The 23,424-nt window shown below is 70.6% G+C and carries 22 protein-coding genes; 8 read left to right on the top strand and 14 right to left on the bottom strand.

Going from position 1 to position 23,424, the window contains the following annotated elements:
• Nucleotides 1-12 precede the first annotated feature (12 nt).
• The 3 genes from B7K26_RS05095 to B7K26_RS05085 all read right to left on the bottom strand — a co-directional run bounded on the left by B7K26_RS05095 (nt 13) and on the right by B7K26_RS05085 (nt 4,267).
• Nucleotides 13-1,062 (bottom strand): biotin/lipoate A/B protein ligase family protein, encoded by a 1,050-nt coding sequence (locus tag B7K26_RS05095; protein WP_084077696.1) that lies wholly within the window; start codon nt 1,060-1,062, stop codon nt 13-15.
• Between the two features lie 43 nt (nt 1,063-1,105).
• Nucleotides 1,106-2,701 carry a citramalate synthase gene (cimA, locus tag B7K26_RS05090; protein WP_084077694.1) on the bottom strand — a complete coding sequence of 532 codons (1,596 nt, stop codon included), beginning with the start codon at nt 2,699-2,701 and terminating at the stop codon, nt 1,106-1,108.
• Between the two features lie 225 nt (nt 2,702-2,926).
• Nucleotides 2,927-4,267: an HNH endonuclease signature motif containing protein gene (locus B7K26_RS05085; protein WP_159449615.1), complete on the bottom strand. Its 1,341-nt coding sequence runs from the start codon at nt 4,265-4,267 to the stop codon at nt 2,927-2,929.
• Nucleotides 4,268-4,461: 194 nt separating this feature from the next.
• Here B7K26_RS05085 and B7K26_RS05080 point away from each other — a divergent pair, with 194 nt between their 5' ends.
• Together B7K26_RS05080 and B7K26_RS12930 are read left to right on the top strand one after the other, a co-directional pair.
• Nucleotides 4,462-5,040, top strand: a complete 579-nt coding sequence (locus B7K26_RS05080; protein ID WP_084077691.1) for an RNA polymerase sigma factor — start codon at nt 4,462-4,464, stop codon at nt 5,038-5,040.
• On the top strand, nt 5,037-5,969 hold the full coding sequence (locus B7K26_RS12930; protein ID WP_159449614.1) for a hypothetical protein: 933 nt from the start codon (nt 5,037-5,039) through the stop codon (nt 5,967-5,969). Before B7K26_RS05080 ends, B7K26_RS12930 begins: the two co-directional genes overlap by 4 nt.
• 7 nt (nt 5,970-5,976) lie before the next feature.
• On the opposite strand, the gene B7K26_RS05065 is transcribed toward B7K26_RS12930, so the two are convergent.
• On the bottom strand, nt 5,977-6,516 hold the full coding sequence (locus B7K26_RS05065) for a M48 family metallopeptidase (protein WP_084077686.1): 540 nt from the start codon (nt 6,514-6,516) through the stop codon (nt 5,977-5,979).
• A 133-nt stretch (nt 6,517-6,649) separates the two neighbouring features.
• Here B7K26_RS05065 and B7K26_RS05060 point away from each other — a divergent pair, with 133 nt between their 5' ends.
• A complete protein-coding gene (locus B7K26_RS05060; RefSeq protein ID WP_143340505.1) occupies nt 6,650-7,210 on the top strand; it encodes a SigE family RNA polymerase sigma factor in 561 nt (186 codons plus the stop codon).
• Nucleotides 7,207-8,211, top strand: a complete 1,005-nt coding sequence (locus tag B7K26_RS05055) for an endolytic transglycosylase MltG (RefSeq protein ID WP_084077684.1) — start codon at nt 7,207-7,209, stop codon at nt 8,209-8,211. Before B7K26_RS05060 ends, B7K26_RS05055 begins: the two co-directional genes overlap by 4 nt.
• Before the next feature lie 20 nt (nt 8,212-8,231).
• Here B7K26_RS05055 and B7K26_RS05050 read toward each other — a convergent pair whose 3' ends face one another.
• A complete protein-coding gene (locus B7K26_RS05050) occupies nt 8,232-9,338 on the bottom strand; it encodes a branched-chain amino acid aminotransferase (RefSeq protein ID WP_084077683.1) in 1,107 nt (368 codons plus the stop codon).
• Nucleotides 9,339-9,458: 120 nt separating this feature from the next.
• Between B7K26_RS05050 and B7K26_RS05045 the strand changes: the two genes are divergently transcribed.
• Entirely contained in the window at nt 9,459-9,842 is a 384-nt protein-coding gene (locus B7K26_RS05045) for a RidA family protein (RefSeq protein WP_084077681.1), read from the top strand.
• Here B7K26_RS05045 and B7K26_RS05040 read toward each other — a convergent pair.
• Nucleotides 9,839-11,056 carry a sugar MFS transporter gene (locus tag B7K26_RS05040; protein ID WP_084078549.1) on the bottom strand — a complete coding sequence of 406 codons (1,218 nt, stop codon included), beginning with the start codon at nt 11,054-11,056 and terminating at the stop codon, nt 9,839-9,841. The genes B7K26_RS05045 and B7K26_RS05040 overlap by 4 nt on opposite strands.
• A 111-nt stretch (nt 11,057-11,167) precedes the next feature.
• Here B7K26_RS05040 and B7K26_RS05035 point away from each other — a divergent pair, with 111 nt between their 5' ends.
• Together B7K26_RS05035 and B7K26_RS05030 are read left to right on the top strand one after the other, a co-directional pair.
• Nucleotides 11,168-11,752, top strand: a complete 585-nt coding sequence (locus tag B7K26_RS05035) for a sugar O-acetyltransferase (protein WP_084077679.1) — start codon at nt 11,168-11,170, stop codon at nt 11,750-11,752.
• Nucleotides 11,753-11,757: 5 nt separating this feature from the next.
• Nucleotides 11,758-12,330 (top strand): TetR/AcrR family transcriptional regulator, encoded by a 573-nt coding sequence (locus tag B7K26_RS05030; RefSeq protein ID WP_084077678.1) that lies wholly within the window; start codon nt 11,758-11,760, stop codon nt 12,328-12,330.
• Between the two features lie 12 nt (nt 12,331-12,342).
• Here B7K26_RS05030 and B7K26_RS05025 read toward each other — a convergent pair whose 3' ends face one another.
• From B7K26_RS05025 to B7K26_RS05015, 3 genes are read right to left on the bottom strand one after another with little or no spacing between them, the layout of a single operon-like run.
• Nucleotides 12,343-12,861 (bottom strand): hypothetical protein, encoded by a 519-nt coding sequence (locus tag B7K26_RS05025; RefSeq protein ID WP_084077676.1) that lies wholly within the window; start codon nt 12,859-12,861, stop codon nt 12,343-12,345.
• A 59-nt stretch (nt 12,862-12,920) separates the two neighbouring features.
• Complete coding sequence (locus B7K26_RS05020; protein WP_234998708.1) at nt 12,921-13,793, bottom strand: ABC transporter permease; 873 nt, start codon at nt 13,791-13,793, stop codon at nt 12,921-12,923.
• Nucleotides 13,790-14,755, bottom strand: a complete 966-nt coding sequence (locus B7K26_RS05015; RefSeq protein WP_084077675.1) for an ATP-binding cassette domain-containing protein — start codon at nt 14,753-14,755, stop codon at nt 13,790-13,792. The genes B7K26_RS05020 and B7K26_RS05015 overlap by 4 nt, the downstream gene beginning before the upstream one ends.
• Nucleotides 14,756-14,857: 102 nt before the next feature.
• On the opposite strand from B7K26_RS05015, the gene B7K26_RS05010 reads away from it, so the two are divergent.
• Complete coding sequence (locus tag B7K26_RS05010; protein ID WP_084077673.1) at nt 14,858-15,496, top strand: TetR/AcrR family transcriptional regulator; 639 nt, start codon at nt 14,858-14,860, stop codon at nt 15,494-15,496.
• Between the two features lies 1 nt (nt 15,497).
• On the opposite strand, the gene B7K26_RS05005 is transcribed toward B7K26_RS05010, so the two are convergent.
• Genes B7K26_RS05005 through kdpA form a run of 5 tightly spaced genes read right to left on the bottom strand, consistent with a single transcriptional unit; the run spans nt 15,498 to nt 23,239 of the window.
• Nucleotides 15,498-16,196: a response regulator gene (locus tag B7K26_RS05005; RefSeq protein ID WP_084077671.1), complete on the bottom strand. Its 699-nt coding sequence runs from the start codon at nt 16,194-16,196 to the stop codon at nt 15,498-15,500.
• Nucleotides 16,193-18,736 carry an ATP-binding protein gene (locus B7K26_RS05000; RefSeq protein ID WP_084077669.1) on the bottom strand — a complete coding sequence of 848 codons (2,544 nt, stop codon included), beginning with the start codon at nt 18,734-18,736 and terminating at the stop codon, nt 16,193-16,195. The genes B7K26_RS05005 and B7K26_RS05000 overlap by 4 nt, the downstream gene beginning before the upstream one ends.
• A gap of 2 nt (nt 18,737-18,738) precedes the next feature.
• Nucleotides 18,739-19,386 carry a potassium-transporting ATPase subunit KdpC gene (gene kdpC, locus B7K26_RS04995; protein ID WP_084077667.1) on the bottom strand — a complete coding sequence of 216 codons (648 nt, stop codon included), beginning with the start codon at nt 19,384-19,386 and terminating at the stop codon, nt 18,739-18,741.
• Nucleotides 19,387-19,409: 23 nt separating this feature from the next.
• Entirely contained in the window at nt 19,410-21,566 is a 2,157-nt protein-coding gene (gene kdpB, locus B7K26_RS04990) for a potassium-transporting ATPase subunit KdpB (protein WP_084077665.1), read from the bottom strand.
• A complete protein-coding gene (gene kdpA / locus B7K26_RS04985; RefSeq protein ID WP_084077664.1) occupies nt 21,563-23,239 on the bottom strand; it encodes a potassium-transporting ATPase subunit KdpA in 1,677 nt (558 codons plus the stop codon). The genes kdpB and kdpA overlap by 4 nt, the downstream gene beginning before the upstream one ends.
• Between the last annotated feature and the right edge of the window lie 185 nt (nt 23,240-23,424).

Here is a 23,424-nt window from a genome sequence, read left to right as displayed (position 1 = left end):
GACCCAGAGTCCTTAGGGAACCAGCCCGATCCATTCAGGCGTCGAGAACTTGGAGTCCACCAGGGACTTTGCCTCGGCGAGCTCGTCGGGAGTGACGGCGCCCGCGTGGGTCGCGTAGCGGCTCGCGAAGTGTGCGAGGAAGGCGTCAATAATCGCCTCGCGCGCCATGCCGGTCTGGCTGCGCAGCGGGTCCACGCGCTTGTTGGCGCTCTTGGTGCCCTTGTCGGACATCTTCTCGCGGCCGATGCGCAGGGTCTCCATCATCGCGTCGGCGTCGATGTCGTAGGCCATCGTCACGTGGTGGAGGACGGCGCCGGAGGCGTACCGCTTCTGAGCGGCGCCGGCGATCTTGCCCGCATCGGAGGCGATGTCGTTGAGGGGGACGTAACGAGCCTTGATACCCACGTCCGCCAAGGCACCAAGCACCCAGTCGTCGAGGAAGGCGTAGGACTGCTCGAAGCTCAGCCCCTCGACGAGCGAGGGCGGCACCGAAAGCGAGTAGGTGATGGTGTTACCAGGCTCGATGAACATGGCACCGCCGCCCGAGACGCGCCGCGTGACGGTGACGTCGTGCTTGGCGGCACCCTCCGGATCCACCTCGTTGGCGAGCGACTGGAAGGAGCCGATGACGACGGCCGAGGAGGCCCACTCCCAGATGCGCAGGGTGGGGCCGCGCCTGCCGTCGGCGACGGCGCGGGAGATGACGTCGTCGAGCGCCATCTGCAGGTGGGGCTCGCGCGGCTCGTCGTGCAACACCTCGAAGGTGTGGTCATGCCAGCCGGTGGCGTGGCCCAGGGCGCGACGCACGGCGATGGCGACGGCCTCGGGGCTGAAGCCCACGAAGTGAGCGTCGGGACCGGCAGCCCGCTGTACGGCGGCGGCGAGGTCGGCGACCGATGCGGCGGCCGGCATCCCGGTCAGGGCGAGGCGGATCTCGTGGATCGCCTCGGCCGGTTCCAGGAAGAAGTCGCCGGAGATCACGACCCTCGTGAGGGTGTCGCCGTCCGCCTCGACGTCGGCGATGACGAGCTTGCCGCCAGGAACCTTGTATTCACCGTGCATGGCTCTATTGTCTCCCCGTTTGAGGTGTGGCCGATGCCGCGGCTCAGCGCCGCTCGACGCCCTCCTTGAGGAGGCCGTAGACGAGCGAGTCGACCATCGCCTCCCAGGCGGCCTCGATGACGTTGGGCCCGACGCCGACGGTGCGCCAACTGCGGCCCGTCTCGCGGTGGACGGTGGTGATGAGGACGCGGGTGATGGCGTCGGTGCCGTGGCTCGCCTCCATGATGCGCACCTTGAAGTCGGTGAGCTCGAAGGCCTCGATCTCCGGGTAGGCGGCCTTGAGCGAGGAGCGCAGGGCGTGGTCGAGGGCGTTGACGGGGCCGTTTCCCTCGCCGACGGCGACGTGGCGCTCTCCCCCGGCGTGCAGCTTGATGACTGCCTCGGCGTCGGCATCGGTGGGGTCGCCCGGCTTCGAGGAGACGCGCACGCGCCAAGTCTCGACATCCCAGTACACGTTGTCCTCGCCCAGTTCCGAGCGCAGCAGCAGCTCGAACGAGGCATCGGCCGCGTCGAAGGTGTAGCCGGCGGCCTCGGCGTGCTTGACGCGGTCCGTGACGCGGCCGAGCAGTTCGCCCTGCCCCTCGAGGTCGAAGCCGAGCTCCTTGCCCTTGAGCTCGATGCTCGCCCGGCCCGCCATGTCGGACACGAGCATACGCAGGCCGTTGCCGACGTGCTCGGGCTGGGTGTGCTGGTAGAGGTCGGGGTCGACGCGGATGGCGCTCGCGTGGAGCCCTGCCTTGTGCGCGAAGGCGCTGGCGCCCACGTACGGCTGGCGCGCGAAGGGGGCGATGTTGGTGATCTCGGAGATGGCGTGGGCGATGCGGGTGGCCTCGGTGAGGCCGCCGCCCTTGAGGACCGTCAGGCCCTTCTTGAGCTCGAGGTTGGCGACCACCGAGACGATGTCGGCGTTGCCCGTGCGCTCGCCGTAGCCGTTGATGCAGCCCTGGACGTGGGTGGCGCCGGCGGCGACGGCGGCCATCGAGTTCGCGACGGCGCAGCCGGAGTCGTTGTGCGCGTGCATGCCGAGCGGGAGGTCCACGCGGGCGCGGACGGCGGACACGATCTCGGTGACGTCCTCGGGGAGCATGCCGCCGTTGGTGTCGCACAGGCACAGGGTGTCGGCGCCACCGTTGACCGCCGCCTGGAGGGCGCGCACGGTGTACTCGGGGTCGAAGCGGTAGCCGTCGAAGAAGTGCTCGGCGTCCATGATGACGCGGCGGCCCTCGCCCGTGAGGAAGGCGAAGGTCTCCTCGATCATCGCGAGGTTCTCGTCGGGGCTAACGCGCAGGGCACGCTCGGCGTGACGGATATCCGACTTGCACACGAGCGTGATGATGGGCGCCTCGGAGTCGAGGAGGGCGCGCACCTGGGGGTCGGAGCCGGCCGTCGTACCGGCCTTGCGCGTCATACCGAAGGCGGCGAGCTGGGCATTACGGAACGTGAGCTCCTTGGCGGCGAGGCCGAAGAACTCGGTGTCCTTAGGCACGGCGCCGGGCCAGCCGCCCTCGATGACTCCCACGCCGAGCTCGTCCAGGAGGGGCGCGATCGCCATCTTGTCGGCGACCGAGAGGTTCATGCCCTCCTGCTGGGCGCCGTCACGCAGCGTGGTGTCGTAGACCTCCACAGTGAGATCCGTCATCGTGTGCCTCCTCGGCCAGTCACGTCACACCGTTTCGCCTCGGCGCCGCCATCCCCACAAAAAAAGCCTCCCGGGGTGGGGAGGCTGCGCGTCGGGGAGGGTGTCGCCGACGCGCTACGGAATGATCATCGCGGTGTGCATCGCGGTCAGTATGGCACAGGGCCGATGCCGCGGTGAAGCCTCGTCTAGCCGCGCAGCCTGGGGCAAAGCGCCCCGGGCGTCGCGCTAGCCGTCGAGTTGGTAGTGGGTTTTGCCTCCGATTCTGGGGGTGCGGGTGGGGTCGATGGTGGCGGGTGGGGTGAACCAGACGTGTTGGTGGTGGATGGTGATGTCCCAGTGGTGGGCGTGGATGCGGTGGTGGCAGGAGACACAGAGCATGACGCCGTTGTCCAGGGTGGTTGTGCCGCCGTGTTGCCACCAGCGCAGGTGGTGGGCTTCGCAGGAGGAGGGTGGGGCGTGGCACCAGGCGCAGCCTCCGTCGCGTTCGAGGAGGGCGAGTTTCTGGTCCTCGGTGAATAGACGCTTTTTGGGGCCTTTGCCGATCGGCAGGATGCTGTCGCCCATGATCAGGGGTTGAATCTCGGCGTCGACGGTCATCTGGGTTGCGGTGGTGACGGGGATGAAGGAGTCGATGCCGTCCACGCTCGCACAGCCCGTCCCGGACTGGAGGTCTGCCTGGTTGACGCGGACCACGATGGTGGTCGTTACCCCGGTGGGCACCGTCTCGCAGCCCAGGGCGTGTCTGGCGAGGGCGGACAGGGTGTCGGCGTGGATTTGGCCGGGGGTGCGTTCATCGACGGTGTAGTCCATGCCGGTCATGCCCTTGTCGTGGGCACTGTCACGCCTGGCTTGCATGACTTTCTTCACCGCAGCCTTGAGGACGGTGACGATGGGGGCTGCGGTGGCGACATCGAGACGGGCATGGATGGCGACCGATCCGTCGGCCTCGTCCTTGATCTGTACGTATCGGTTGTCGAACGCCGCCTGATCGCGTTCCTTCACATCCAAGGGCCGATGTGCGGCTTCGTGGGCGGCGACCATGCGCCTCACATCGGCCAAGGACAGGGTCGCGGCCTTGGCGACCATCCGCTTCTCCAGGCCCGCCACCGTGTCCGGGGCGACCTGTGCGATCCTCTCCAATGCGCGCGTGAGCACGGCGGCGATCTCCATCGACAGCCTGCCGGAGCGCACCGCGGACGCGATCACCGGGAACCGCGGTGCGGTCTCGCTGCCACTGTCGGCATCAAGGGAAGGCTGCGTAGCCTCGGCGACCTTGAGTAACCGGTGCGCTTCGGCCTCGGAGCCACCCAATGCATCGGCCAGCATCCTGCCCGGTGAAGTGAACCCTCGGGTGCGGGCAAGCCCGCCCACACCGTCGTCCTTGGTGGAGCGGCGGGCGATCTCCCCGGCCACTTCGACCAGCAGGGCATCGGCCATGCGCCGCACCCGCGCGACAGCGTCCTTGACCTCCACCAGCCGGGATGCCGGGGTCGAGGCCAGATCCGCTCCCTCAAAGACGCCGGCAGCGGCAACGCTGTCGGCCAAAGCGGACGTGGAAAAGGTCATGACACCAGCATGCCCCCGACCACTGACATCCCAGGTAAACCCACAAAAACTGTGGACAACACCCCACCACCACAAGGCCTGGGGACGACGCAAACACGAAAGCGACCCCCGCGTTTCTGGGCGCCGATGCGTATGACCTGGTGAGACCATCGGCACGACACCCAGGGGGACGCGATGACGACGAGGACGGCGCGATGAGGCCGCGGGCCGCGGCAAAGCCGTGGGCCGTCACCGTGGACGCGCTCATCCGCGAGCGCGGACCTGCCCTCTTCGGCTACGCCGTGGCGCTCACCGGCGACCGGCACGCGGCGGAGGACCTCCTCCAGGACGCCCTGGTTCGCACCTTCAAGCGAGGACGCGGAGACGCGTCCCTCAACGAGGCGCACGCGTTCGTCAAGCGCGCCATGCAGACGGCGGCGATCGACGGGCATCGTCGCGCATCGGCCCGGCCCAGCACCCCGACGGACGTAGTGCCAGACTCCCCCAGCCCCGATCACGCGGACGCCGTCGCCGACCGTTCCGCCCTCATCCAGGCGCTGTCGATTCTCAGCCCCCGCGAACGTGCCTGCATCGTCATGCGGTACGTCGACGGCCTCAGCGCCGTCGCCATCGCCGAGGAGACCGGCCTCACCGCCGGCACCGTTCGCAAGTACCTGTCCGATGCCATGGCGCGCCTCCAGGCTCGCCACGGCGACTGGGGCCTCGACACGGCCGATGCGGTGGCCGGCGGCGGCCGCCACGTCCCCGTCGCGACGAAGGGAGCAGCACGATGAGCGAGCAGCTGAGCCGGGGCCTCGCGGCCCTGATCGAGGACGAGGGCCGGGCCTTCGCCGACACCGACCTCGGCGGGCACCCGGAGTCGGGCGTGGCGGCAGTGGGGCGCGCCAGGCGTCGCCGCTCCGCCGGCTACGCGGCGACGTCGGTCGCCTCGGTTGCCGTGATCGCCGCCGCGGTGGCGGGACCGCTCGCCTTGCGTGGCGAGCCGACGACCGTCGCTCCTGCGAGCGGCTCGCCCTCCCCCTCCGCGTCCGCCGCCAAGACCACGACGGCTACCGAGACAGGAGCCGCCGACGCCGCGTCCCTGTGGGAGGACGCCCAGGCGCGAACCCAGGAGGACCCGACGCACAGCGACGAGGCGCAGGCCGCACTCGCGTGCACGTGGGGCGAGGGAGATGACCCGCGCGACCTGCCGCTCACTGGCGTCGTCGCTTCCGAATGCCCGGCAGTCTGGGTGGGCGACGCGCCGCTGATCTACGTCGACACGACACTACGGCGGGAGGGTTCGGGCGACGCCATCGTGGTCGGTTGGGACATCGTGAATCTTTCCGACGAGACCCTCACGCTGGACGATCAGTCAGTGGCGGTGCTGCTTGAGGTGGCGCCGGGCGACCGAGGCACCACGGTTCCCGAGGTCGCCATGCTCACCATGGCTGCGGACGACCTGTGGTTCACGTCGACGGACCGGGCCACCGTGCAGTCGTCTGATTCGCGCCTCGCCGAGCTCGCCCCCGGGGCCAGCCTGCAGGGTGAGACCCGCGTGAGCGAGTTCGCTGGTGCCACCCTCGACACGTCAGCGTTGACCCGAGCACTCGCGGGGGACAGCTTCTCGGTTGCCGTCCAGGTGCGCCTTCCCGGGGCGGGCGAAGGCCGTGACCTCATGCTCGAGGATCAGAGCCAGGCGACCTACACGCTGGACCCCTAAGCGACGCCTACTGCAGCGCCCGCAAGGCCTTCCGGCGCGCCCTCCAATCGGGAAGCATCTCGTCCATCAGGGCGTAGAAGCCCGGGCCGTGGTTCTGGTGGAACAGGTGCGCGAGCTCGTGCACGAGCACGTATTCGAGCGCGTCCGTGCCGCGGCGCGCGAGCTCGACGTTGAGGTTGATCTTGTGGAGCCGCGCGTTGCAGGATCCCCAGCGTGTGCTCATCACCTTGATCGTGACGCGCGGCTGCGTGGCCACGCCCATGCGCTCGCACCATAGCGGCATCAAGGTGGCCAGGTCGCCGCGCATCGCCGACTGTCCGGCACGGAACTCCGCGGAGTCGCGCTCGACCCGCGGCGGCAGATCCGCCGCCGCCGCACGCCGCCTGGAAATCCACCGCTGCTTGGACGCGACGAACTCGTCGATCCGCGCCTGGGGCGTGCCGTGCGGGGCGGACACCGTGAGCGAGCCGTCGCCTTGGACGCGCAGGATGATGTTGCGCTGGCGGCGCCGGAAGGTGACCTCGTAGGCCAGGGTGTCATCGGTCATGGTGCGACCAGGCTAAGTCGCGCCGGACGGCAGGCAAGCCACCGCATCGGCCGTCTGGGGAAAAATCCGCCGCGCGACCCAACCTGGGGAGAACGCGCTGCGTTCGTGCCAGCATGACGCCAAGGAGGCACCCATGAGCCGCTGGAAGGACACCCTCGACGCGCTGATGCACGAGCGGGCCGCCGCGCTCTTCGGCTACGCGTACGTCCTCACGGGCGACGCGCATGCCGCGGAGGACCTGCTGCAGGACGCGCTGGTGCGCACGTTCCGCGTGAACCGCCGCTCGGGCACCGTCAACGAGGCCCACAGCTACGTCAAGCGCGCCATCTCCACCGCCTTCATCGACTCGCACCGGCGTGCCGAGGCGCGACCCCAGCGCCACCCCGGCGACCAGGGGGACTTCGCGGGAGCATCGGCCGCGAGCCCCGACCCCGCCCCCGGCGCCGACACCCACCTCGACCTTCACGCGGCGATCCTCACCCTTCCCCCGCGCGAGCGCGCGTGCGTGGTGCTGAGGTACCTCGACGACCTGCCCATCGCCGGCGTCGCCGCGGAACTCGGCCTCGCCGAGGGCAGCGTCAAGCGCTACCTGTCCGACGGCATCGCTCGCCTGCGACCCCTGGTCTCCACCACCGACTTCCCCACCGACCACCCCGAGACGGTCCCCGTCCACCACCAAGGAGGCACCCGATGAGCACCGCACGCGACCAGTTCGCCGCCATCGCCAGCGACGGAGCGGCCCGCTTCGCCTCGACCGACCTCGCCGCCGGGTACGGCGCGGTCACGCGCCGCGTGAGGCGGGACCGTGGAGTGAGGGCGGGAGTCACGACGCTCGCCGGAGTCGGCGTCGTGGGCGCTGGCACGTTCGGCGTCCTTCAGTTGCGCGGGGCCGATGCCACGGTGCTTCCCGCGACCCCCTCGCCGTCCGTGTCGGAGTCGGCGGCCCCCTCGCCGAGCTCCGAGCCGTCAGTGACGCCAAGCGAGACGGCAGCGCCGGACGAGGCGTCGCAGGTCACCATCGAAGTCGCCGACGGCGCAAGGATCGAGACCATCGCGGCGTCTCTCGCTGCGGCGACAAGCTCCACCGAGACCGAGGCGCTCGAAGCGCTCACCGCGGCACTCCCCCCGGAGGCCGAGGGCGAGCCCGAGGGGTGGATCGTGGGCAACGTCACCTACGCGTTCGGCGATGAGGACGGGCTTGACCCCGCGGCCGACGCCATGGCGAACTCCGCCGCCACCCTCCTGGAGAACGCCGGAGTCCCGCGCTCAGAGTGGAAAGACACCGTGACGATCGCGACCATCGTGGGCGCAGAGGCGAACACCGGCGACACCGAGGCCATGCGCGGCATCGCGGCGGTGATCCGCAATCGGCTCGACGCGGACATGATGCTCGAGATCGCCGCGCCGCTCGACTACATCGTGCGTTCGGACGAGAGGACCGTCTCCGATGACGGCTACGCGGTCGACTCGCCGTACAACACGTACATGCACAAGGGGCTTCCGCCCACGCCCATCTGGTCGACCGGCCCCGAGGCCTTCGAGGCCGCGGCCACCCCCGCCGATGAGGACTGGCTGTTCTACGCGACGGACCCCGACTCCGGTGAGGTGCGCTTCGCGAGCACCTTCCACGAGCACCAGCTCAACCTGGTCGACCTGGGCCTGATCGAGGAGAGCGACGTCCTCCCGGAGGAGTAACCCCGCTCCCCAAGGCAGGCCTAGGAAACCTGGCGCATCCAGCCGAAGCGGTCCTCGGCCCGGCCGTACTGGATGTCGGTCAGCGTCTCGCGCAGCCACGACGTGATGGCGCCCGCTCCCCCGTCGCCCACGATGACGTCGAAGTCGGGCGAGACGAGTCGCGCGATGGGGGTGATCACCGCGGCGGTGCCGCAGGCGAAGGCCTCGACCACGGAGCCGTCGTCGATCCCGGCGCGCAGCTCGGCCAAGGAAATGTCGCGCTCCACGACCTCGCGTCCCTCGGAGCGCAGCAATTCGATGACCGATGCGCGCGTCACGCCCTCGAGGATGGTGCCGGTGACGCGTGGGGTCCAGACGGAACCGTCGCGGCGGACGGCGAACACGTTCATGCCGCCCAGTTCCTCGATGTAGCGGTCCTCGCGCGCGTCGAGGAAGAGCACCTGGTCGCAGCCGTGGTCCTGCGCCTGCTGCTGCGGCTGCATGGACGCGGCGTAGTTGCCGGCGGTCTTGGCCTGGCCTGTGCCGCCAGCCCCCGCGCGGTGGAATCCCTGGGCGACCCAGATCGAGACGGGCTTGACGCCGCCGGAGAAGTACGAGCCCACGGGGCACGCGAGCAGCATGTACTCGACGCGGCGCGACGGGCGCACCGCGAGGGACGCCTCGGTGCCGATGATGAGCGGGCGCAGGTACAGGCTCGCCTCGCCCTCGGACGGCACCCACTCGCGATCCACGCCCACGAGCGCGGAGATCGAGGCGAGGAAGTCCTCCTCCGGCAGCGCTGGCAGTGACAGTCGGGTGGCCGATGCCGCCATGCGTGCCGCATTCGCCTCGGGCCGGAACAGTCGGATAGAGCCGTCGGCCCACCGATACGCCTTGAGGCCCTCGAAGACCTGCTGGCCGTAGTGCAGGACGGTGGCACCGGGGTGCAGGGAAAGGTCCGCGAAAGGTTCGATGCGGTGGTCGCCCCAGCCGGCATCGGGCGTCCAGGTGGCGCGCGCCACGTGGTCGGTGAACACCTCACCAAAGATGGGCGCGGCCATGAGAGAGGCGCGCTGCTCCGCCGATGCGGGGCTCGGGTGCGGGGTGACGGCGTACTGCTCGGCGTTCACCGTGCTCCTTTCGTCCATTCCGTCACCTTAACGACGGCGTACAGGGACAACGCGAACGCCTCGCCGCGCGCTCCCAGACGCGCGGACGTACCGTCGAAGGACCGCCGGCGACGCTCGCCGGGGACGGGAGGCACGGCCATGACTGTCACGCATCTGAACCCGGCGTCGATGCAGCGGTCCCAGGCGTTTTCGCAGGGCGTCGTCGCGTCCGGCAGCCGCACGGTCTATGTGGGCGGACAGAACGGGACCGATGCCCACGGCGCCATCGAGGGCGACCTCGTGGTCCAGACGCAGCAGGCGTTGCGCAACCTCCTGACGGTGCTCGCCGAGGCAGGTGCCACGCAGGAGGACGTGTGCCGCATGACCATCTACCTGCAGGCCGATCAGGACGTCCAGCAGGGTTACGGCGCCACCCTCGAGGTGTGGGGCACGCACGCCGTCCCCATCGTCGTGGTCATGGTGCCGATGCTCGGCCGCCCAGAGGCGCTGGTCGAGATCGACGCGATCGCCGTCCTCGCCTAGGCCGCGGGCTCCATCCGATTGAGGCGCTCGGACATCACGAGACCGAGCGCGACCAACACCGCGATGAAGTACGGCAGGATCTCGACGCCCACGGCGCCCGAGAGCAGCCCAAAGGCGGGCGGCGCGAGCGTGGAGCCGGTGTAGGCGGCGGCCATCTGGATGCCGATGATCGCCTGCGAGTTGCGCCGCCCGAAGTTCACGGGCGTCGAGTGGATGATGGCGGGATAGATGGGTGCCGATCCGAAGCCGGCGACCACCAGGCCCGAGAGCGCCACCGCATCGGTCTCCAGCGGCAGCGCGAGCATCACCGCACCCACTCCCACCAGGATGAAGCCGCCCCGGATCAGTGCCTTGTCGCCGATGCGGTCGGCCACGAATCCTGCGAGGAAGCGGCCTCCTGTGATGCCCAGCAGGAACAGCGAGGCGAACGCCGCCGCGGTCGCCACGTCCACGCCGCGCCCGTCCACGAGGAACGTGGACGCCCACAGGATGGCGGTGCTCTCCAGCCCGCAATACGCGAAGAAGGCCGCGAGGATCAGGAGGACGCCGGGGATGCGCAGCGCCGTGGCGAGCGGCACGTGACCGCCTCCCGCCGGCGCATCGGAGCCGCCCGATGCATCGGCCGTCCCGTCGCCTGCCGCGGCCTCACCCGCGGGCGCCACCGCATGAACCCGACCCCACAGCGGCAGACTGAACAGCAACGCAGCGGTCAGCACCGCCTGGATGACGCCGACGATCAGGTACGCGCCTGACCACCCGAGCCCCGACGTCAAGGCGTAGCTCATGATGAAGGGGCTGATCGAGGCTCCCACGCCCCAGAAGCTGTGCAGCCAGTTCATGTGCCGCGCTGCGTAGTGCAGCGCCACGTAGTTGTTGAGGGCGGCATCGACCGCACCGGCACCCATGCCGTACGGGATGGCCCACAGGCACAGCATCCAGAACTGGTCGCTGACCGAGAATCCCACCAGCGCCGCGGCAGTCATTCCCACGCTCACCGCTGTGACGAGACCGGCACCAAAGCGCCTGGTCACCCGCTCGGAGGCGAGGCTGGACACGATGGTGCCCGCGGCGATGATCATCGTCACGAACCCCGCGAACGACACGGGCACGCCCAGGTCGGAGTGCATCACGGGCCAGCCGGCGCCGATCAGCGAGTCGGGCAGCCCGAGGCTGACGAAGGCGACGTAGATGATCGCCAGGAGGAGCGAGTACACGGCGGGCGGGAGCCTTTCTGGGCGCAGGACCAGCGCGACGCGCGTCGTCGCGATACGGCGAGCGTACACAAGATGTGGACGTTCGTACACACCCGGTGTACGTTGGCGCGCATGAGCCAGGACTACTTCGCCGGAGACGACCGCACCCAGCACGAGCGCATGCTCGCGGGCGACCTGTACATCGCGGACGACCCGGAGATCGCGCGGCTCCACCATCGCGGCGTGAGCCTCGCCGACGGGTACCACCGCGCCGACGTCGCCGGGGATCCCGCGGCGCGGGACATCCTGGCCGAGCTCGTGGGGTCACTGGGCGACGGCGCGCACGTCAATCCCCCGCTCTTCGTCGACTACGGCACCAACCTTCACATCGGCGCCCGCACGTTCATCAACTATCACCTCACTGCATTGGACGTCGCAGCGATCACCATCGGCGAGGACTGCCAGATCGGCCCCAACGTCCAGCTCCTCACCCCCACCCACCCGGTCGAGCCGGGGCCGCGACGCGACAAGCTCGAGGCGGCCAAGCCCATCGTCATTGAGGACAACGTCTGGCTGGGCGGCGGAGTGATCGTCTGCCCCGGGGTCACCATCGGCAAGGACTCGGTCGTGGGTGCGGGCTCGGTCGTCACCAAGGACATCCCTCCGGGCGTCGTCGCGGTCGGCAACCCCGCGCGCGTGATCCGCGAGGTGGAGTGACGCCCATGACCTCCGATGACCGGCCAGCCGGCACGCGCCGCGGCCGCCGCAATGACCCCGAGCGCCGTGGGAGGATCATCGACGCCTGCCTCACCGTGATCGCTCGCGAGGGAGTCGCGGGAACGTCACACCGCAAGGTGGCCGCCGAGGCGGACGTCCCGCTCGGCGCCATGACGTACTACTTCGACGGCATGGACGCGCTCCTCCACGAGGCGTTCACGCGCTTCGCGACGTCGATCAGCGCGCGGTTCGAGGCGCGCATGACGGCAGCGGTCGACGTCCAGTCGGCGCGGGCGGCGGTGGTCGCGATCATTCTCGAGGACGTGTTCGGCGACGACCGCGACCTGGTCCTCTCGCACGAGCTCTACACGCTGGCGGCGCGGGAGCCTCGCTTCCGCACCATCACCTCGGCGTGGATGGCGCGCAGCCGCGCCGCTCTCGAGCTGCACTTCGACCCCGAGACGACGCGGATGCTTGACGCGCTCATCGAGGGCGTCACCATCCACCGTGCGCTCGACGCTGAGCCGCGCGACCCCCGCGAGGTTGAACTCGCGGTGACACGCATCACGCGCACCTGACGCGCGAGCGTCCTAGCCGCAGAGGTCGCAGATCCCCGTCGCGGGAAGGTCGATGAAGCACGTAGGGCACGGCATCTCGGCGATCTCGGCGCGCTTGCCCACGCCCTGGAAGGTGATGCGGGGCGCGGGCGCCACCGGCTCCACCGGCCGGACGGCCGATGCCACGGCAGCCTTGGCCGCGGCGGCATCAGTCTCGACGGGGGTGCCAGCCGCCTCGGTGACCGTGGCCGCGGAGGCGGCCACGGCATCGGCCGCCTGGGCGAATGCGGGAAGCTCGAAGAACTGGCTCTCGCCACCCTCCGGGTGAATCGCGACGTAGAGCGCGGTGATGAAGGCGACCGGCTTGTCGGCGCCGAGCGGCTCGAGCGCGATGTACTCACGCGAGTCGGGGATGTAGACGTGCTCGTAGCGCAGCCCGCGCACAATCTCGCGGACGCGATCCACCGCATTCAGCGGGAGCTCATACTCGGCCATCGCGGCATCGAGGGTGCGGAAGTAGGTGCGATATTCGAGGTCGAGCGCAGAAGTCACCGGAAGATCTTGCCGCATTCCGAGCGGTACCGATGACCACCGCGGACGTGTTATTGGCGCTACCGCGGGTCGCGATATTTCCACATAGTCAGCGAGCCGAATACCGCGACGAGACCCGCCGCCCAACCCAGCGTGATCGCGAGCTCGGAACCAATCTCCTCGCCGTTCATCAGCGCTCTGACGCCCGTAACCAGGTCGGATACCGGGTTGACGTCCACCCACGCCTGGAGCCAGCCGGGCATGGTCGCGGGGTCCACGAAGATGTTGGAGCCGAACAACAGCGGCATGAGCACAAAGCTCGCGACGCCCATGATCGCGCCGGGGGTGCGCAGAATCAGCGACAGGAACGTCCACACCCAGCCCAGCGAGAAGGCGAAGACCAGGAGGAGGATCACACCGAGCACCACTCCCACGAATCCGCCCTCGGGCCGCCACCCGATCGCGAGGCAGACGGCCGCGGTCACGATGGACGCCACCATGAACCGCACGGCGTCGCCCAGCAGCATGCCGACCAGCGGCGAGGGCCGCCAGATGGGAAGCGAACGGAAGCGGTCGAAGACGCCCTTGTCGATATCGGTGCGCAGCGTGGTGCCGGTGTACATCGTGATGAACAGCACCGACTGCACCAGCACGCCGGGAGCGATGTACGCGATGTATTCGCTCACGGACCCGGCGATCGCGCCGCCGAACAGGTAGGTGAACAGCAGCGTCATCACGACGGGGAACACGGTGACATCGAACAGCTGCTCGGGGACGTGCTTAATCTTCAGAAGCGCGCGCCACCCGAAGGTGACGGACGTCGACAGGGCGCTGGGCCGCTGCGGACGCTCGGTGGATGCGAGCGCCGACGCGATGGCGCTCGCCTGGGGCGCGGCGGGCGCCTCCGGGGTCGCCGCCATCGTGGCCGATGCCGTGGTCTCGTCGGTGGTCATGCCGCCTCCTCCTCGTCGGTCGCCTCGGCGGGCTTGCCCGTCAGCGAGAGGAACACCTCGTCCAGCGTGGGCTGGCCGAGCGAGAACTGCGCGAGGCCGATGCCCGCGTCGTCGAGCGCGGTGAGCGCCCGGGTGACGCGGCCGCGGTCCTCGATCTGGGCGGTGAGGCCCTGGGGATCCTGGGGGATGTCGACGTCCACGACGAGTTCGCGCAGGAGGATCTCCCTGGCGGCGTCGCGGTCGGCGCGGTCCATCACGCGCACGTGGAGCATGCCGGAGCCCACCGAGGCCTTGAGCTCGGTGGCGGTGCCCTCGGCGATGATCTTGCCGGCATCGATCACGGAGATGCGGTCGGCGAGCTGGTCCGCCTCGTCCAGGTACTGGGTGGTGAGCATCACGGTGGTGCCGTAGTCGACCATCGCGCGGATGATGTCCCACACCTCGTTGCGACTGCGGGGGTCGAGGCCCGTGGTCGGCTCGTCGAGGAACAGAAGCTCGGGCGTCACGACGATCGACGCGGCGATGTCGATGCGGCGGCGCATGCCTCCCGAGTACTTCTTGACCTGGCGACTCGCGGCGGCCGCGAGCCCGAAGGCCTCCAGAAGGTCCTCCGCCCGCCGGGTCGCCGCCTTAGCGGAGTAGCCGTAGAGCTTGGCGATCAGCCGCAGGTTCTCCATCCCGGTGAGGTCCTCGTCCACGGAGGCGAACTGACCCGTGAGCGCCACCCGCGACCGCACCTCGTCCGCCTGCCGGCCGATGTCGTAGCCGAGCACCGTCGCCGAGCCAGCATCGGGCCTGATCAGGGTCGCAAGCATCCGGATCGCGGTCGTCTTGCCCGCGCCGTTGGGGCCCAGGAATCCGTGGACTCCGCCGCGGGCGATCGCGAGATCGATCCCGTCCACCGCGCGCGTCTCGCCATATGTCTTGACGAGACCGTGCGTCTCGATCGCCAACTCCGCCATGAACCCTCCCCTGGTCAGGCATCGCCCTGGTCGCTAGCATGTGAACACCGTTCACATTGCCGACTCCGACAGGCTAACCGCGTCCCCAGGGAGGTGCAAGAGGTGCCGCAGATCTCGGGCAACTATCACCACGGGGACCTCCGCGCCGCGCTCATCGACGCCGGGCTCGCGCTCGCCCGCACCGGTGGGCCGGACGCCGTGCGGGTACGCGAGGTGACGCGCGCCGCCGGGGTCTCCCCGGCATCGGCCTACCGTCACTTCGAGGACCACCGCGCGCTGCTGGTCGCCGTCGCCCTCGCGTCTCAAGATCTGCTCGCTGCGGGGATGCGCGAACGCATCGCCTCACTCGTGGCCGATGCCCCCGACGCCCGGGAGCGAGCCGTCGCCCGGCTGCGGGGCGTGGGGCTGGGCTACATCGACTTCGCGTTGGCGGAGCCCGGGTGGTTCGCGCTCGCGCTGCTCACGTTCGACCCCGCCGGAGCCGCGACACCGTCCGTGACGGTGGAGCACGAGGTGCCGCCGCCGTTCCAGCTGCTGATCGACGCGCTCGACGGGTGCGTCGAGGCTGGTGTCCTCACCGCAGCGGGACGGGTCAACGCCGAGTGGCCCTGCTGGTCGGCAGTGCACGGCTTCGCCGACATCGCCACACGCGGGCCGTTGCAGGGACAGGACGGCCCAACCTTGACGACCCTTGGCACGCACGTGGTCGACAGGATCGTGGCGGGAGTGCGCTCGCGCTGACTCACACCTCGAAGCGGTAGCCCGCCCCCGGATGCGTGTGGAGGTGGCGGGGAGCCCCGGGGTCGGCCTCGAGCTTGCGCCGCAGCTGCGCGGTGTAGACCCGCAGGTAGTTGGTCTCGGCGTCGTAGCCGGGACCCCACACCTCGTGCAGCAACTGGGCGCGCCCCACCATGCGCCCGCGGTGGCGCACCAGCACCTCCAGCAGCGCCCATTCGGTGGGTGTGAGCCTCACGTCCGTGCCGTCGCGCGCGACGGTGCGCCGCGCCAGGTCGATCCGCAGGTCTCCCGCCTCGACGACGGCGGCATCGTCATCGGTGTCCACGGGCTGCGCGCGCCTCACCGCGGCACGTAGCCGCGCCAGGAGCTCGTTCATCGCGAAGGGCTTCGTGACGTAGTCGTCGGCCCCGGCGTCGAGGGCGTCGATTTTGTCCTCGTTCATCTGGCGCGCCGACAGCACCACGATGGGCACGCGGCTCCACCCGCGGATCCCCGCCAGCACGTCGAGCCCGGACATGTCGGGAAGCCCGAGGTCCAGCACCACCACGTCGGGGCGGGCCGATGCCGCGGCGTCGAGCGCTCGTGCGCCCGTCTCGGCGGTGGTCACCTCCCAGCCGTGGGCACGCAGGTTAATCGCGAGCGCACGGGCGAGGCCCTCGTCGTCATCGACGACGAGGACGCGGTTGCCTTGTACATCGCTCATGCCTGCCCCATGCCCTGATCCTCGCGCATGCGCGGCACCGTCACGACCATCGTGAGGCCGCCTCCCGGCGTGTCCTCCGGGGTCACCTGCGCGCCAACCGTCGTGGCGAGCCCGTCGGCGACCGCGAGCCCGAGGCCCACTCCCCCGTCCGCGCCGCCGTCGAACCGCTGGAAGGCCTCGAACATCGCGGCCTTGCGGGACCCGGGGACGCCGGGGCCGGAGTCGGCCACGCGGATCACCACCTCGGCGCCGTCCGCCGCCGCGGACACCAGCACCGGGGTGCCGGCGGGAGTGTGCCGCACAGCGTTCGAGACCAGGTTCTCCACGACGCGCTCGAGGAGGCCGGGGTCCGTCTCCACCAGAGGGAGGTCCTCGGGGAGCGACATGCGGACGGACGCATGCCACGGCTCGACCGCCGCCGGCACCACCTCCTCGAGCGAACTGGGGCGCAGCCGGGCGTGAATCACCCCGGCCTGCAGGCGCGACAGGTCGAGCAGGTTGTCGATCAGCCGCTCCAGGCGACCGGTGCCGTCCTGGATAGTCGACGTCAGGGCGACGCGGTCGTCCTCGTCGAGGCGGATGCCGGACGCGAGTCCGTCGACGGCCGCCCTGATCGCGGCGAGCGGCGTACGCAGGTCGTGGGAGACCGCCGCGAGCAGGGCATTGCGCGTCCGCTCGGACGCCTCGAGCCTGCGCGCAGCCTCCGCCTCCTGGCGCAGGCGTCGGTGCTCGAGGACGATGCGCATCTGGCTGCCGAATGCCTCGGCCACTTCGCGGTCGCTTCCCGCGAGGGTGCGTCCGCACAGCACCATCCGGTGACGCTCGTCGATCTCGACGATCGCTGGGTCACGGTGGTGGCCCTCGGCGCCGTCGGCGGCGAGCACGGACCACGGCGCCCGCGGGCCGGAGCGGTGCTCCAGCCGGACCTGGTCGAGCACGAACACCTCGCGCAGACGGCTCACGATGGCATCGGCGGTGTCCTCGCCGGACAGCACGGAGCGCGACAACGCCGCCAGGGTCGAGGCCTCGGCGCGGGCCCGGTAGGCCTGGGCGGTGCGGCGCGAGGCAAGGTCGACGACCGACGCCACCGCGGCCGCGACGACCACGAACACGACGAGCGCGAGCACGTCGCTCGGCTGATCGATCACCAGACGGCCCGTGGGCTCGGTGTGCAGCAGGTTGAGCGCCACGAAGGAGAGCACGGCGGCCACAAGGGCGGACCAGAGCCCGCCGATCAGGGCGACACCGACCACGACCGCGAGCTGCAGCATCAGCGCCGCCGAGAGGTCGTCCGTCCCCGCGGCCCCCGCATCGGCCGCCCACGCCACGACGAGTGGCGCCGCGATGGCCGCCACCCAGCCGGCCACGCGCCGGCCGCGCGACATGGATGACGTCCGCGACGGCGCGTGCACACCCACGCCCGCGTGCTCATGCGTGACGAGGTGGACGTCGATGGAGCCCGATAGCCGCGCGATAGCGTCGGCCGAGGAACCCGAGAGCGCCTGCCGCCACCGCGAATGGCGCGATACCCCCACCACGATCATGGTTGCGTTGACGCCGCGCGCGAAGTCGACGACGGCGGCGGCCACGTCCTCGCCGGCGACAGTATGAAACGTGCCGTCGAGCGACTCGATGAGGAGCCGCTGGTTCGCGATGGCAGCGGGAGGTGCAGCGGGCAGCCCGTCCGTGGGCAGCACGTGCACCGCCACCAGCTCGGAGCCGGCGGAGCGCTGGGCGATGCGCGAGGCGCGGCGGATGAGGCCCTCGCTCTCGGCGCCGCCGGTGACGGCGACCACGATGCGCTCGCGCGCGGGCCAGGTGGCGTCGATCTCGTGGTCGGCGCGGTAGCGCGTGAGGGCGTCGTCCACCCTGTCGGCCAGCCACAGCAGCGCCAATTCCCTCAGCGCCGTGAGGTTTCCCTCGCGGAAGTACTTGCCGAGCGAGGCGTCGACCTGGTCGGCGCGATAGATGTTGCCGTGCGCGAGGCGCCGCCGTAGTTGCTGCGGCGACAGGTCGACCAACTGGATCTGGTCGGCGTCGCGCACCACCTGGTCGGGGACCGTCTCGCGCTGGCGCACGCCCGTGATCGCCTCGACGTCGTCGACAAGCGAGGCGAGGTGCTGGACGTTGACGGTCGTCACCACGTCGATCCCCGCGTCGAGCAGCACCATGACGTCCTGCCACCGCTTGGGCCGGGCAGATCCGGGGGCGTTGGTGTGCGCGAGCTCGTCCACCAGCGCCACGTCGGGGGCGCGCGCGATCACCGCGTCCACGTCAAGATCGGCGAGGGTGACGCCGCGGTGCTCGAGGAGCCGGCGCGGGAGGACCTCGAGGTCGCCGATCTTCTCCTCGGTCGCGGCGCGGCCGTGCGTCTCGACGAGGCCGATCACCACGTCGGTGCCGCGCAGCTTGCGTCGCTCCGCCTCGTCGAGCATCGCGAACGTCTTTCCCACGCCCGGCGCGGCCCCCAAGTACACCGTGAGGCGCCCCCGCGCGGAGGAGGATTCCGCGGGGGCGTCTGCGGCATCGGCAACGGTCATGATCACATTGTGTCCGCGGGTGCCGCCTGCTCGAGGGACGTGTTGAGCGCGAGTACGTCCACGTAGGGGTCGCCGAGCACGCCAAGGGTGCGCTCGTGGGTCGCGTCCGCCACGAGCGCGGCGACCGTCGCCTCGTCGAGCCCGCGCTCGCGCGCCACCCGCGGCACCTGCAGCGCGGCGTAGGCCGGGCTGATCGCCCCGTCGAGGCCCGATCCGGAGGCCGTCACGGCATCGGCCGGCACCTGGGAGACGTCGACGCCCTCGCGCGCGGCCACCTCGGCGCGCCCTTCGGCGATCGAGGCCACGACGTCGGGGCTCTCCGGCCCCAGGTTGGAGCCGCCCGAGGCGAGCGTGTCGTACCCGTCGCCCGCGGCCGAGGGGCGGGGAAGGAACCACGCGTCACCCTCGAAGGATTGGCCGATGAGTGCGGAGCCGGCCGCCTCGCCGCGGTCGGTCGTGCGCTCCCCCGTCGCGGTGACGAGCGAGCCCGCCGCCTGCCAGGGGAAGGCAGCCTTCGCGACTCCGGTGATGAGCAGCGGGTAGGCGACGCCGCACACCACCGTGAAGGCGGCGAGCATCTTGAGGCCCGTCAGGGAGGAGCGCGCGAGCGCCCGCAGAGAGGAGGAGGTGGTGAGTCGGATCGAGTGCATGGAGGTCTCCTTGGGGGCGGCCGCTACAGGCCCAGGACGGTGAGGATCATGTCGATGGCCTTGATGCCGAGGAACGGGGCGATGAGTCCTCCCACGCCGTAGATCCACAGGTTGCGAGCCAGCAGCGCCGAGGCGCTCGAGGGCCGGTACTTCACTCCCCTGAGCGCCAGCGGGACCAGCGCCACGATGATGAGCGCGTTGAAGATGACGGCCGACGCGATGGCGGTCTGCGGGCTGGTAAGCCCCATGATGTTGAGCGCGTCGAGCCCAGGGATGAGCGGCGCAAACATCGCCGGAAGGATCGCGAAGTACTTCGCGACGTCGTTGGAGACGGAGAACGTGGTGAGCGCGCCCCTCGTGATGAGGAGCTGCTTGCCGATCTCCACGATCTCGATGAGCTTGGTGGGGTCCGAGTCGAGGTCCACCATGTTTCCCGCCTCCTTGGCGGCGGAGGTGCCGGAGGCCATCGCGACACCCACGTCCGCCTGAGCGAGCGCCGGGGCGTCATTGGTGCCGTCGCCGGCCATCGCGACCAGGCGGCCGCCCTCCTGCTCACGCCTGATGAGCGCGAGCTTGTCTTCGGGCGTGGCCTCGGCGAGCACGTCGTCCACTCCCGCCTCCGCGGCGATGGCGCGCGCGGTGATGGCGTTGTCGCCCGTGACCATGACGGTGCGGATCCCCATGGCGCGCAGACGATCGAACCGCTCGCGCATGCCGGGCTTGACCACGTCCTTGAGGTGGATGACGCCGAGCGCCGTGGCGACCCCGTCGCCCACCTGGCGGGCGATGACGAGAGGCGTGCCGCCTTCTCGCGAGACCGCCGCCACCGCATCGGCCACTGCCTTGTCGCCGGCCGATGCTGTGGCCGCTCCGGCGGCCGGGTCGCCGCCCGCGTCGCCGCGGGTCGCGTCGATCCACGCCTGGACGGCGCTCGCCGCTCCCTTGCGCAGGACGATGGCGCGCTCGGCATGGCCCCCCGCGGGGAGGTCGATGCCTGACATGCGGGTGTGGGCGGAGAACTCCACGAGGGTGGCGCTCGCGGGAAGGGGCGAGGCGTCGGCATCGGGCCTCGCGTCCACGAGCTCCACGATGGACCTGCCCTCGGGGGTGTCGTCGGCGAGAGACGCGAGGCGCGCGGCGTTCGCGAGGTCCGTCAACGCCACGCCGGGCGCGGGGATGAGGTCGCTGGCACGCCGGTTGCCGAACGTGATCGTGCCCGTCTTGTCGAGCAACAGCACGTCGACGTCGCCGGCTGCCTCGACGGCGCGGCCGGACGTCGCCAACACGTTGCGCTGGACGAGTCGGTCCATGCCGGCGATGCCGATGGCGGACAGCAGCGCGCCGATGGTCGTGGGGATGAGGCACACGAGGAGCGCCACGAGCACCACGATGTCCTGGCGCGCGCCGCTGAAGACCGCGAAGGCCTGCAGCGTGGCGACGGCGAGCAAGAAGACCACCGTCAGGGAACTGAGCAGCAGGCCCAGCGCGATCTCGTTCGGGGTGCGACGGCGCTCCGATCCCTCGACGAGAGCGATCATGCGGTCCACGAACCCGTCGCCCGGCCGCGCGGTGACGCGCACTACGATGCGGTCGGACAGCACCACGGTGCCGCCGGTGACGGCGCAGCGATCGCCGCCGGACTCGCGGATAACCGGCGCCGACTCGCCCGTGATCGCGGATTCGTCGACGGACGCGATGCCCGCGACCACGTCCCCGTCCCCCGGGATCACCTGGCCTGCCTCGACCACCACGAGGGCGCCCACCGTTAGCTCGGACGAGGGGACCTCGACGGCCGTCCACGACGCGGGGGCGTCGAGGTCGGCGTCTGCCGCCAGAAGGTGCGCGACGGTGTGCTGCTGGGTGGCGCGCAGCGAGGCGGCCTGAGCCTTGCCGCGGGCCTCCGCGATCGCCTCGGCGAGCGCCGCGAAGAAGGCGGTGGCCCACAGCCACAGCGCGACGAGCCAACCGAAGACGCTCGGCTGGGCGATCGCGAGGACTGTCGTGAGGGCCGCGCCCGCCTCGACGATGAGCAGGACGGGCTGGCGCCACAGCTTGCGCGGATCGAGCCCGCGGGCGGCGCCCGGGAGGGCGGTGCGGACCTGGGTCCAGCTCAGCCCACGCGAGGGCGCGGCGGGAGCGGCGGGAGCCGGGGCATCGGCCGGAGTAAGGGTGGTGGTCATGACAGCGCCTCCGCGAGGGGACCGAGGGACAGGACGGGCAGGAAGGTGAGGCCCACGACGACCACCGCTACCGCGGCGACGAGGCCCGCAAACAGCGGCCGATGCGTGGGAAGGGTGCCGGCCGAGGTCGGCACCGTGCGCTGCGAGGACACTCGTCCGGCGAGCGCGAGGACGATGAGGATGGGCACGAAGCGCCCGAGAAGCATGGCCACGCCGAGCGCGGTGTTGTAGAAGCCGGTGCCCGTGGCGAGGCCCGCGAAGGCCGAGCCGTTGTTGTTGCCCGCGGACGCGAAGGCGTACAACACCTCGGACAGCCCGTGCGGGCCGTCCTCCTGAATACCCGCCACGCCGGGGTCGACGGAGACCGCGAGCGCGGCGCCCGTGAGGACGATGGCCGGCGTGGTGAGGACGTACATCGCGACGAGCGTCATCTCACGCTGGCCGATCTTCTTGCCCAGGTATTCGGGGGTCCGGCCCACCATGAGGCCCGCGACAAAGACGGCGAGGATCGCGATGATGAGCATGCCGTACAGGCCCGCGCCCACGCCGCCAGGCGCAACTTCGCCCAGCAGCATGTCGACCATGAGGACGGCGCCTCCTGGTGCCGTGTACGAGTCGTGCATGGAGTTGACCGCGCCCGTCGAGGTTGCCGTCGTCGAGACGGCGAAGAGGGCGCTGGCGGCGGTGCCGAAGCGGGTCTCCTTGCCCTCCATCGCGGCGCCAGCGAGTTGCGGCGCGGTGCCGGGCCCCGCCATCTCCGCCCAGGTGGTGAGCACGAGCGCGCCCACCCAGATGGTCGCCATGGCGCCGAGGATGGCCCAGCCCTGGCGGCGGTCGCCCACCATGATGCCGACCGTCCGCGGCAGCGCCGAGGGAATCAGGAGCAGGAGGAAGATCTCGAACAGGTTGGTCAAATGCGTGGGGTTCTCGTAGGGGTGCGCCGAGTTCGCGTTGAAGAAGCCGCCGCCGTTGGTCCCGAGCTCCTTGATGGCCTCCTGAGAGGCGACAGGACCGCCCAGGGCGGTTTGGCTGCCGCCTTGCAGGGTCGCGATGGTCGAGTGCGGGTCGAGGTTCTGGATGACGCCCTGGGCGACCAGCACGATGGCGGCCACCACCGAGAGCGGCAGGAGGATGCGGACCACTCCGCGGGTGAGGTCGGCCCAGAAGTTGCCGATGCGTCCGTCCGTGCCGGAGCGGGCGAAGCCGCGGATGAGGGCGACGGCCACGGCGAGCCCCACGGCCGCCGAGACGAAGTTCTGGACCGTGAAGCCGATCATCTGTAGCAGGTGACCCGTGGCGGCCTCGCCCGAGTACCACTGCCAGTTGGTGTTGGTCGTGAAGCTGATGGCGGTGTTCCACGCGCCCGCGGGGTCGAGCCCGCTGAATCCGAGGTTCCACGGCACGTACGCCTGCAGTCGCCCAAGCCCGTACAGCGCGAGCACGGACACGAGCGAGAACCCGAGGACCTGCGTCGCGTACGTGCGCCAGCGCTGATCGGTGGTGGCGTCGACGCGGAGCACGCGATACCAGGCGGCCTCGAGGCGCCAGTGGCGGGGAGACGAGTAGACGCGGGCCATGTAGCCGCCGAGCGGCGCATGTGCGAGGGCGAGCAACGCGATGAGGATGCCGGCCTGGCCCACGGCGGCGAGGGCGTCGGAGGTAGTCGCGGTCATCGCGTCACCGCCCCGAGGCGTCGCGCAGCATCAGCGCGACCACATAGATGGCCGCCGCGGCGAGGGCGGCGATGAAGCCCAGGTCCGCGGCGCTCACTTGGCACCGCGGCGGACAAGGAGGGCGAGGACGCCGAAGGCGGCGACCGTGAGGGCGATGTAGATCAGATCGTTCACGGCTCCCGGTC

This window comes from Demequina sp. NBRC 110057 (assembly GCF_002090175.1).
Taxonomy (GTDB): Bacteria; Actinomycetota; Actinomycetes; order Actinomycetales; family Demequinaceae; genus Demequina.
This window is presented reverse-complemented; position numbering and strand designations above follow the sequence as displayed.